This is a genomic window from Enterobacter sp. C6, assembly GCF_008122455.1.
In the GTDB taxonomy this organism is placed as follows: domain Bacteria; phylum Pseudomonadota; class Gammaproteobacteria; order Enterobacterales; family Enterobacteriaceae; genus Enterobacter; species Enterobacter pseudoroggenkampii.
Window position 1 is genome coordinate 1 of record NZ_QPFW01000137.1, and the last position, 9853, is coordinate 9853.

At 53.0% G+C, this 9853-nt stretch carries 11 protein-coding genes and 1 pseudogene; 7 read left to right on the forward strand and 5 right to left on the reverse strand.

The annotated features are described in order from the left end of the window. Both hpxD and DOU50_RS02630 read left to right on the forward strand, forming a co-directional pair. The coding region (hpxD, locus tag DOU50_RS02625) for a molybdenum cofactor-independent xanthine hydroxylase subunit HpxD (protein WP_148768732.1) at positions 1-866 on the forward strand (866 nt) is incomplete at its 5' end. 11 nt (positions 867-877) lie between these two features. Continuing rightward, on the forward strand, positions 878-1813 hold the full coding sequence (locus tag DOU50_RS02630; RefSeq protein ID WP_148768733.1) for a PDR/VanB family oxidoreductase: 936 nt from the start codon (positions 878-880) through the stop codon (positions 1811-1813). Between the two features lie 140 nt (positions 1814-1953). Here DOU50_RS02630 and DOU50_RS02635 read toward each other — a convergent pair. Next, positions 1954-2937: pseudogene (locus DOU50_RS02635) on the reverse strand (glycoside hydrolase family 88 protein); the annotation flags it as partial. 253 nt (positions 2938-3190) lie between these two features. On the opposite strand from DOU50_RS02635, the gene DOU50_RS02640 reads away from it, so the two are divergent. From DOU50_RS02640 to DOU50_RS02655, 4 genes are all read left to right on the forward strand, one after another. After that, the gene (locus DOU50_RS02640) at positions 3191-3889 is read left to right on the forward strand and encodes a zeta toxin family protein (RefSeq protein ID WP_148768734.1); all 699 of its coding nucleotides are present in this window, start codon (positions 3191-3193) and stop codon (positions 3887-3889) included. Positions 3890-3914: 25 nt separating this feature from the next. Next, positions 3915-4595 (forward strand): hypothetical protein, encoded by a 681-nt coding sequence (locus tag DOU50_RS02645; protein WP_148768735.1) that lies wholly within the window; start codon positions 3915-3917, stop codon positions 4593-4595. A gap of 340 nt (positions 4596-4935) precedes the next feature. Continuing rightward, the gene (locus tag DOU50_RS02650; RefSeq protein ID WP_228117497.1) at positions 4936-5625 is read left to right on the forward strand and encodes a hypothetical protein; all 690 of its coding nucleotides are present in this window, start codon (positions 4936-4938) and stop codon (positions 5623-5625) included. A 165-nt stretch (positions 5626-5790) separates the two neighbouring features. Then, positions 5791-6612 (forward strand): hypothetical protein, encoded by an 822-nt coding sequence (locus tag DOU50_RS02655; protein ID WP_148768736.1) that lies wholly within the window; start codon positions 5791-5793, stop codon positions 6610-6612. 169 nt (positions 6613-6781) lie between these two features. Here DOU50_RS02655 and DOU50_RS23940 read toward each other — a convergent pair whose 3' ends face one another. After that, positions 6782-6916 carry a hypothetical protein gene (locus DOU50_RS23940; RefSeq protein ID WP_265589604.1) on the reverse strand — a complete coding sequence of 45 codons (135 nt, stop codon included), beginning with the start codon at positions 6914-6916 and terminating at the stop codon, positions 6782-6784. 202 nt (positions 6917-7118) lie between these two features. On the opposite strand from DOU50_RS23940, the gene DOU50_RS02660 reads away from it, so the two are divergent. Continuing rightward, positions 7119-7976: an AraC family transcriptional regulator gene (locus tag DOU50_RS02660; RefSeq protein WP_148768737.1), complete on the forward strand. Its 858-nt coding sequence runs from the start codon at positions 7119-7121 to the stop codon at positions 7974-7976. Positions 7977-8015: 39 nt separating this feature from the next. Here DOU50_RS02660 and cobT read toward each other — a convergent pair whose 3' ends face one another. Genes cobT through DOU50_RS02675 form a run of 3 tightly spaced genes read right to left on the reverse strand, consistent with a single transcriptional unit; the run spans position 8016 to position 9838 of the window. Beyond that, complete coding sequence (gene cobT, locus DOU50_RS02665; RefSeq protein ID WP_148768738.1) at positions 8016-9071, reverse strand: nicotinate-nucleotide--dimethylbenzimidazole phosphoribosyltransferase; 1056 nt, start codon at positions 9069-9071, stop codon at positions 8016-8018. 11 nt (positions 9072-9082) lie between these two features. Further along, positions 9083-9691: an adenosylcobalamin/alpha-ribazole phosphatase gene (locus DOU50_RS02670; RefSeq protein WP_148768739.1), complete on the reverse strand. Its 609-nt coding sequence runs from the start codon at positions 9689-9691 to the stop codon at positions 9083-9085. Positions 9692-9694: 3 nt separating this feature from the next. Continuing rightward, a complete protein-coding gene (locus tag DOU50_RS02675) occupies positions 9695-9838 on the reverse strand; it encodes an adenosylcobinamide-GDP ribazoletransferase (protein ID WP_228117498.1) in 144 nt (47 codons plus the stop codon). Positions 9839-9853: the final 15 nt, after the last annotated feature.

The following is a 9853-nucleotide window of genomic DNA, read 5'->3' on the forward strand; positions in this document are numbered from 1 at the left end:
TCGTGGTCGCCCGTGACGTCTGCCCGCACCGCGGCGTGCCGCTGACGCTCGGCTATCACGACGAGCACGGGATCGTCTGCCCCTACCATGGCTTACGCTTTGGAGAGGACGGGCGCTGCAACCGCATTCCCTCCAGCCCCGACCAGCCCGTTCCGGCGAAGCTGAACCTGATTAACTACGCCGTGGAGGAGCGGTTCGGGCTTATCTGGACCTGCCTGGCCTTTGATCCGGATAACCCTGCGCCGCTGCCCACCATGCCGCACTGGGATGACGACGGATTTCAGCAGATCAACTGCCCGGCGTTTGAAGTGAATGGCTTCGCCGGGCGACAGGTGGAGGGGTTTCTGGACGTGGCGCACTTTGCGTGGATCCACACCGATACTTTTGCCGATCCCAATAATCAGCTTGTACCCGCCTATCAGCCGCAGGAGACGCCGTTCGGCTTCGTGGCGGATTACTGGAGCTCCGTGAGCAACTATCCCGCCAGTTCCCCCGTCCAGGCGCCAGAAGGCTTCCAGTGGCTGCGCCATTTTGAAATGCATCTGCCGTTCACCGCCACCCTGACGATTCATTTTCCGGAAGAGTCGAGACTGGTCATTATGAACGCAGCCTCGCCCGTGTCGTCGCGCGTTACCCGCATGTTCGCCCCTATCGCCCGCAATTTTGACCTGCATATTCCGGTGGAGGACGTGCATGCCTTCAATTTGCGCATTTTTGAAGAGGACCGTCTGATGGTGGAAACCCAGCGCCCGGAAAGCCTGCCGCTGGACCTGACCCTGGAAGCCCATATTCCCGCCGATAAAAGCTCAATTGCCTACCGTCGGGGACTGAAGAAGATGGGCTTTGGCGAATTTTTCCTGGTATGACGGAGGCCGCTATGCTGAGCGTAATTGTTGACGGGCTGTGGCGTGAGGGCGACAAAAGCCTCGCCGTCAGGCTGGTGGCTGAAGACGGCGAAGTGCTGCCGCCGTGGCAGCCCGGCGCGCACATTGATGTCCACCTGCCCTGCGGCGTGGTGCGCCAGTATTCCCTGACCGGGGCCTGTGAGGAAGAGAGTTATCTTATCTGCGTGGGGCGGGAAACCGCCTCCCGCGGCGGGTCGCGCTATGTTCACGAGACGATGCGTCCCGGGCAGAGGCTGACAATCTCGGCCCCGCGCAATCTGTTTCCGCTGGTTCAGGCAGAACGGGTTTTATTGCTGGCGGCGGGGATTGGCATTACGCCGCTGTATGCGATGGCCCTGCAGCTGAAGGCCGCCGGCACGTCGTTTTCGCTGCACTATTACGTCAGGAAGCGCGAAAGCGCGGCGTTTGCGCGCGAACTTTCGCAGTGCGGTGAGTGCATCATTCATACTATCAGCCCGCGCACAGCGCTGGCAGAGCATCTCCCCATGCCTGAAGCGGGTTTGCGAGCCTGGGTCTGCGGACCGGCAGGGTTTATGGAAAAAGTGCGTGAGGTCGCCACGGCGAAGGGATGGGATGACGCCCATCTTCACAGCGAGGCGTTTCAGCCCGCGTCCCCTGCCACAGGCGACGTCGCGGGCGAGATCTTTACGGTCAAGTTGGCCTCCACCGGGGAGCGCTGGCCGGTGCCTGCGGACAAAACCATTGCCCAGGTGCTGCAGGCAAACGGCGTGGACGTTCCGCTGTCCTGCGAAATGGGGATCTGCGGAGCCTGCCTGACACCGGTGATTGACGGCGTGGTGGATCACCGGGACAGCGTGCAGTCGGAGGCGGAAAAAAGCGCAACGGACCAGCAGGTGGCGCTGTGCTGTTCGCGGAGCCATTCGGAAGAGCTGGTGATCGGGCTGTAAACCGTCTGCACACGCTTTCTTGCCGGGTGGCGCTGCGCTTACCCGGCCTACAATCCGTAACCATATCAATATATTGCACTATTCATTGTAGGCCCGTGCAAGCGTAGCGCCGCCGGGCGAAACGCACAAGCGCTTAAGGATTACCAGTACGGGTGCCAAATCTGTCGCAGCCGCGCCAGCAGCTCAAGATAGAAATAGTCCCCCCAGCTACAGCACTGATCGACCCCCTTACCGCTGCCCATATGATAAACCGAGTGCTGCAGCAGCCCTTCGGTCGGATCGTCGTCGTGAGCAAGGTAGTTATCGGTCAGCGACAGCGCGATACGCAGCGCCATCTCTTCATAATACGCACGGTTTGCGTCGAGCGTCGGCAGCGCCTTAACCAGCTCCAGCAGGCCGCAGGCGGCAATCGCCGCCGCTGAACTGTCGCGCACGGCGTCGGTACCGAGCAGCGCCAGATCCCAGTGGCAAACATCATCTTCCGGCAGACGGTTGAGGAAGTAATGCGCCAGGCTGCGCGACAGCTCAACCATCTGCTTATCGCCGGTGTGCTGATAGCTGAGCAGGAAGCCGTAAATGCCCCATGCCTGGCCGCGCGACCAGCACGAGGTATCGCTGTAGCCCTGATGGGTGTTGCCAAAGCGCGGCTCGCCCGTCTGCACGTCCATATAGTAAGTGTGATAGGTCGAGGCATCTTCACGCACGATATAGGCCGCGGCCTGTCCTGCATGAGCCGTCGCCGCCTGCGCATAGCGCGGATCCCCGGTCTGTTCGCTGGCCCAGTACAGCAGCGGCAGGTTCATATTGCAGTCGATGATCATTCGCCCCTGCTGCTCCGGGTCGTTTAAATCACCCCACGCCTGAATAATGTTGGCCGTCGGGTTAAAACGCTCCATCAGGCGCTCGGCTGCCAGCAGGGCCGACTGCCGAGCGGCTTCATTGCCGGTGAGCCGCCAGGCGCTGATGCAGGAGAGCGAATAGAGGAACCCGAGATCGTGCGTTGCGGTGTCGATACGCTGCTCAATACGCCGGGCGAACGACGGTAAATAGCGCTCGGCGGCTTCGCGATAATGCGCTTTGCCGGTCATTTCCCACGCCAGCCACAGCTGGCCAACCAGGAACGCCAACAGCAACGTGAAGCCATCGAGCGCCAGGCACGCAAATACGCCTATCTGCAGCACAGGAGGGATAATGATTTGCCGGGGATCAGTGACTTCAGTAATGAGCCGCGTACCGGACGGTTGAAGGACGCTATTGATGCACTAAAGTTAAGGCTGTCGCAAAATTCGTGAAATTCAACTGAGGGACTGTAGATTAAATTGATAAATGAGGTATGTTACTGTCAGACATAGCAAAAAATCACGGTATGGATTACTAATGGATAAAGGCTTAGAGAAACTTTTACCTGATTTTGGTAAAGCAATACGCCCTCTTGTTTTCAAGCATGTAACAACAAAAAAAGTAGCAAATGCAAAACATGTCTTATTCATGGCTGGATCACCTGCGGCAGGAAAAACCGAACTCTTAAACAGGCTTATCGAAGATAACCAATTCGACAACCTGGTTAGAATTGATGCCGATGATTTTCGCTGGTGGTTCCCTTACTACAACGAAGCGAACGCTTTTGAATACCAGCGACCGGCGTCAAGGATGGTAGATTATATTTATAAGGAAGCCCTTGAAAAAGGTTATCAAATCGTTATGGACTCCACGTTTTCAAGCATAAGGAACGCTGAGCAGAATTTTGATCTGGCCTTGAGTATGGGATACAAAGTGATGTTGAACTATGTCTATTTTGACCCGGAGCACGCATGGACTTTTGCTCAAGCCAGGTCACGCAAGGTTCCGTTAGAGATACTAAAGGAAAATTTCTTTAAGAGCCGAGCTACTATTGAACATATGCTTGCGAAGTACGAAGGACGTTTCACACTCAATGTATATCATCGCCAGGTAGACCCTGAAAACGAAGGGCACTATGTGGTGAACGAGGTTTACAACGTGTCTCTGAAAGACTGGGCCGCTTCCCATCATTGCCCATATGCAGACATTAGCGATCTTGCGCACATAGGTGTATAATAATTGTCCGATTTGAGGAGTGCACATGTCTGCTAAAACTGAAACCACTAAACCAACTCCCGCAATTACGCTGTTCGATGCATTCGGACCGAACGTTAGTGAGGAAGTTAAAGCTATCAACCATAGAGCTGCAGAGCTTTCTATGGATGATATGGTTAAGGTTATGGGTCTCCAGGATTCAGCTTCGAAGACGACATCTAAAGTCAAATTTGAAACCAAATCGAGTTTCGCTCTTGATACGCCTGAAATGCTCGCTTTACTAGAATCCTTTGAAGAAAAACATTCAGCTGCAGATTTGGGTTCAAGGCTTAAAAAAATTGGATATGGCATTGCTGCTTCACGAAAGCAGTCAGAAAACGTACAACATGTCATATTTCAGATGCTCAACGACCCTTCAATACAGCGAGGCCCGACTATAACCCCTACTCATTCCAGGCGTGGGCTTGTAGTTAAAAGAGCTGTTGATTCAGCCGCTGATCAGCTTCAGAAGTTGCTCGATGAGGGAGTCGATAGCCGTTCGATTTCTATCGCGATTAAATATCAGGACCCTGAAACAGGGTTAACGCGTACTCGTACGGTAGAAGATGATTCTTCTGGTTCTGCTGGTGCTCGTGTTGTATTTAGAAGAAGGACTCATGAGCGTAAGGTTCGCAAAACCGTTCGTGACTACTTCGCTGACCTGCATCCTGCGGGAAGCAAAAAGTAGCTCTAAACTCCAGATTTTAGCCCTGTGTCGCACGGAATTTGTGTGGCAATAACAATCGTAGAAGTAGCCAAAAACCGCCACAAGGCGGTTTTTTGTTTCTTCCGTGTATACCACTAATACAACTCACCAGCAGTGACTACTGTAATGAGCCTCATACAGGTCGCCTGAAGGGCGCTATGGATGCGCTGAAGGGGAGACAATAAATAATGAAGGGTATAGTAATCTGATTTTTACAGGCAGCTAACAAGGGATATTTAACAAAATACGTTTACTTTGGTATGCTGTTTATACAGATTGTAGTCACTATCGGAACTCCACATACCCGTGTAAGGAGGGAACGATGCACTCAAGGATAGAAACAACTAAGCCTATGCCGTTGCTGATTAATGATGCTGATTTCAACAAAAAACTGTTGGTGATCGGTCGTAACGTTGTCCATACACAGGACTTTTTGGACAAAGGGGTAGCACCGTTCGTTCTGCCTGGCTTTAGCGTGCCTAGTGATTACGAGTTTGTTAAGTCGAAAACTAGAGATCAGTACAGACTCATCGCTAGCAACGCAGATAACGAAAAAATCACTGTGTATGCGGTGGAGATTAAGTTCCACACCGAGTACGCCTATCCTCGTCGCTCATGCACACAGATTATGGTATGGAGAACGCCTGACCCACGCCATGATGCTGTAGTTCGTGGATTACCTCAGCGGTTTTTCGAATTCTTGCTGAGCGAGCATGACATTGTGGTTTCTGACGAAGAACAGACCGGTGCTGGCCGTCGCTTCTGGCAGGTGATGCTTACTTGGGCATTAAGCGCTAACTACAACGTCTATATCGCTGATGGTACCCGTGCCACGATAGACTCACTGAATTGGCCACTGTACCAAGTATCGAACATGGATGAGTTCTATGAGCGGTGGGATGATTATGCATGGGGGAATGATGTTGATGTTCACCCACACAGACGTGCGGTTATCAGTAAATTAGATTTGCCGTGTAGCATATTTGAGATAGAAGAACCTTTCGACTCCTAAGCAAAACCCCGCCATCGAGCGGGGTTTGTTTTTTTCTGGCGTCTCTAATACGTCAAAAAAGTGTTTTTATCACTCCATAAATCACCAATTTTACAGGTATGCTGCTCCTTTACGGTTCAGTTTTCTGAAGCACTTCACATAGCAAGAGTAATAGTTGAGGTTTTTATGACTGAGCATATTTACAGTGATTGGTTGATAACACATTGCGCAGAGAGTACGATTTTTTGTGTCAAAGACTCAGAAAGGATGGTTCAAAACTTTCTGAATCTTGATAAAGACTTACCGGATGAATACCGCTGGAGATTTTCTGATGTGGATTCTATTGCCAAACAGTCAAAATCCGCGACATCACTTAGTGATTTGAATAGAATTTTCTGGACTGATCAAGCTCGGAATATAGAAGCCCATGCTGTGATGACGTGGTGGCGAGCGAATGAATTAGTTAGATCCTGTTTAAATGGATTAAACGCTAGAGAAGTCATTGTTCCTGCTGTCGCGGCACGCTCACTGCTTGAGTTATCGACTGTGTTTTTACTTAATGCGAATAAATTAGAAAATAGCTTCAAAGAACTAACTTTTATTCCTGATAGGCTCACTTTCTCAAATGATTTAGAAAATTTAGTTGCTAAGTTAATTTGGGGAACTCGATACCAGCTAAACGAAAACTCTGTAAAACAAACAAATATTATGAGTTCTCTTGAGAAGCTTGCTAAGTCTCCCGGTGCTGAAGATTTAATGCAAGCTTATGAGTTTTTGTGTGATATTGCTCATCCAAGCTTCATTGGCAACACTAGCTTCTGGTCACATGTTGAGGCCACCAATCCTGATGGCTCACAAAGGCGGCTTATGTCCCGCTTAAATGACAGAAATTTTAATACTGAAATTACAGATAAAACACTTTGGGCATTGGGTTGGTCTGCAACATGCATCTACAACGCTTTCATAATGACACGTAATGCCAACGCTGAGTTATTGCAAAAGCTTTAGTCAGAGTACGTATGTTGCTTGAGCTTCCAAAGCCGAAACACAGAGAAGAAGACCGCCTGAATGAAGGCGGTTTTTATATGTCAAAATAACAGACTTATTCCAGTTCCCCGGCGCGGATCATTTCCATAACTGACTTAGTGTTGGGCAATTTTCCATTCGTATTGTCGTGTCAATTGCAGGCCGTCACATCGGCAGCACGAAGCGGATCGCCGTCAGCATTCAGCCACTGGCTTGTAAGAGTGATCTTGTCGTTGATGCCCGCAAGCTGGTACTGGGTGTACGTGCCGCCCATCTCCGCGTACATGCGAAAATCAATCGAAATTTACCGCTTTCCGAATAAGCCTCTCACTTTCAAGTTGTTAAGAGTGATATACGCGACAGAGCATCAAAATGCATGTGTGCTGGAGGGAAACCGCTATTTCATTTTTTCTGGATTTTGTAGGTCGCGAAGGGGATAAATTACAAATGATGGCCTAAAAATTTAAATCTGTTGTCCTGGAGGTAAAATGGGTGAAACGCAGCTGCTGGAACGCATTACGCTCGATCGGCAGGCCATTTCTTTTAACCGCATGTCCACCACCAGCGCGATTTACTACCACTGGCATCAGTGCGTTGAATTGCTCTATATTTCCAGCGGCTACGGCATCGTGGTGGTGGATAATCAGCACTACACCGCCCGTCCGGGGCGATTATTTATCTTCCCGCCCTTCCGCTTGCACAAGGTGCAGGTCGATCATAGCGATAAGAACCCCTATCACCGCACCACGATGCACATTGAGCAAGCGGTCGTCGAAAGCGCGCTCAGCGCCTTCCCGCGCCATCAGGCCCGGTTCGCCGCGCTGGCCGCCAGCAATCTGCCCGCGCAAATCTACGATCTCAGCGAGCACGCGGCGTTTATCGAGAGGATCCTTGAGCAGTTTAAGCGCCTGGAGGGCAACGAGCAGACCGAGGCCTGCGAGGTGGCATTTCTGGTGATGCAGCTCATGACATTTCTACCCGAGCAGCCGCAGCCCTACCCGCCGCGCCAGCAGACCGTCGCCTCGCGGATTATGAGCTGGATCGAAGCCCACTATGCCAGCAAGTTTTCGCTCGACCAGCTAGCGCACGACCTGGGGCTTTCGCGCAGCTATACCTCACGCATCTTCCGCCAGCAGACCGGGGGCAGCATCCACGAATATTTGCTGACCCGGCGGATAAAAAGCAGCTGCGATCGGTTACGGTACAGCGACGAGACAATTGACGCCATTGCCCTGGCCGTCGGGTTTAGCGAGGTGACCTATTTCATCACCTGCTTTAAAAAGATGATGCGTCAGACGCCGCTGCAGTATCGACGTCGTATCCTCAACACCAGAATGCCAGGTTAACGGGGTTTTGATGACTGGCCCAAAGCTGAACGCTTTCCGTCATGCCGGAACCGGCAACTCAATGCCGCTTTGCGCCAGCTGCCCCATCTCGCAGTACATTGCGCAGGCCGCACTGACGATAGACATAGCCAGCGCGGCACCGCTCCCTTCGCCAAGACGCATGTCAAGATGGATAAACGGCGCCAGCCCAAGGTGCTCCAGCGCGCGCCTGGCCCCCTTTTCGGCGGAAAAATGAGAGGGAATACAGTAGTTCTTCACTTCTGGCGCAATCTGACAGGCGGCGATGGCGGCGGCATACGAGAGAAAACCGTCTAACACCACGGGCAGTCCGCATGTGCCAGCGCCCAATATCACCCCGGTCATGCCCACCAGGTCATAGCCGCCGACTTTGGCCAGCACATCAACCGCATCGCGCGCATCCGGCTGGTTTATGCGTATCGCCTGCCGGACTATGGTTTCCTTATGCTGCACCCGGTCCTGCGGCAAATTGGCCCCAATCCCTACCACATCATGCGGATCGCTGTCGGTCAGCACGCTGATGATTGCCGAGGCCGGCGTCGTATTGGCAATACCCAGCTCGCCTACGCCAAATACGGAGATCCCCTCCTGCGCGCGTTTTTTAACGAGGCTGGCACTCGCCAGCAGCAGGTGCTCGGCATCCTGACGGCTCATCGCCGGTCCCTGAGCGATATTCCCGCAGCCGCGCGAGAGTTTAAGGCTGAGCATATTGTCGATAGGCTCGCCGTCAATACCGATGTCAACGGGCAGTACAGACGTCTGGCTATTGCGGGCCAGCACGCACACTCCGGTCAACCCCTTTTGCATATTGACGGCCTGAAGCCAGGTCACCACTTTCGGCGTCACGGCCACGCCTTCATCAAACACGCCATGGTCGGCGCACATGACGATAATCTCTTTTTGCAGATTATCGAGCCTGTCGATGCCCCACATTCCCGAAAGCTGTATTGCCAGACTCTCCAGCCGACCGAGGCTGTTTGTCGGCTTTATTAAGCCATCAACATGCCTTGAGGCCGCCTGAATCTTCTGTTTATCAAGCGGTCTGATGGCCGCCGCCAGCGCCTTCACTGTCCCCATCCTCATCACCCTCACTCTTCTGTTTGCCAAACGCTTCTGCCATTAAATACCCGTAACACCCAATGCCCGCCCCGATTTTCAACGACCGTGTAGGCATCGTGACTGAACGGGAAATGCCACATCGCCGCCACGGGCATCCCTAACCAGGTTGCCAGCAGCAGGCTCAACACGCCCTGATGCGCCACAATGAGCATGTCTTCGCGCTGCTGCAGCTGACTCATCTCATCCGCCGCCGCCCTGACGCGCGCGGCGAAATGCGGGAAGGCTTCGCCGCCGTCTGGCGTTGCGTTTTGCCAGTCATCCATCCAGCGCTGCCACGACGCGGGACTTTCTTTTTCGATGTCACTGAAGTGACGCATTTCCCATTCGCCAAAATCCAGCTCGTTAAGCCGCGGATCGACGTGGACTTCATGGGCTGCCGGCACGATAAGCCGCGCCGTTTGCTGCGAACGCTGCAGCGCGCTGACGCGCGCGTGCCCGAACGCGACCCCGGACAGGTACCCGGCAACACGCTGGCTTTGGGCAATGCCCTGCGGTGAGAGCGCCAGATCGGTACTCCCGTAAAATACGCCGCTGATGTTAGCGGCTGTTTGACCGTGACGAACCAGAAAAAGACGCATACATCAGACCCACAGTAGCGACAGCAGGAAGACCATTTCACCGATCTCCTCCATCGCGCCCAGGGTATCCCCCGTCAGCCCGTTCAGTCGGCGGCTTAAAAAGGTCTTTACCGCGTTGACGACCATCCAGGTGATGACGCTGGCGATAAGCCCGTGCGCCCC